The 622-nt window shown below is 62.9% G+C and carries 1 protein-coding gene; it reads left to right on the forward strand.

Annotated features, from left to right (window positions below; translation table 11 throughout):
- A partial coding sequence (locus ACM6J5_RS20470) for an Ig-like domain-containing protein (protein ID WP_414929225.1) occupies positions 1–622 on the forward strand: 622 nt, incomplete at both ends.

Raw genomic sequence — 622 nt, forward strand, 5'->3', positions numbered from 1 at the left:
CAGCGGAACCACGGATTCGAACAACTACACTGTCGACAGCCAACGCCCGACCGCGACCATTGTGCTGGCCGATACGACGCTGAGCGCGGGTGAAACCTCGCTGGTGACCATCACCTTCTCCGAGGCGGTGAGCGATTTCGGTAACGCAGACCTGTCCGTTCCCAACGGCACGTTGAGTGCGGTGAGCAGCAGCGACGGCGGCATCACCTGGACGGCGACGTTCACGCCAACTGTCGATGTCAACGACACGACCAACCTGATCATCCTGGACAACACCGGCGTCGCGGACCTGGCAGGCAACACCGGCACCGGCACGACCAATTCCGCCAACTTCACCATCGACACTGTGTTGCCGACCGCTACCATCGTGGTCGCCGACAACGCTCTGAGCGTCGGCGAAACCACGCAGGTGACCATCACTTTTTCGGAGGCGGTGAGCGGATTCAGCAACGCCGACCTGAGTATCGCCAACGGCACGCTGAGCACGGTGAACAGCAGCGATGGCGGCATCACCTGGACGGCCACCTTCACGCCGACCGCCAGCATCTCCGACGCCACCAATCTGATCACCCTGGACAACAGCGGTGTGCAGAACGCCTCGGGCAACGCCGGTAGCGGCACC

This window comes from Pseudomonas sp. IT-P74, from assembly GCF_949768175.1.
Taxonomy (GTDB): Bacteria; Pseudomonadota; Gammaproteobacteria; order Pseudomonadales; family Pseudomonadaceae; genus Aquipseudomonas.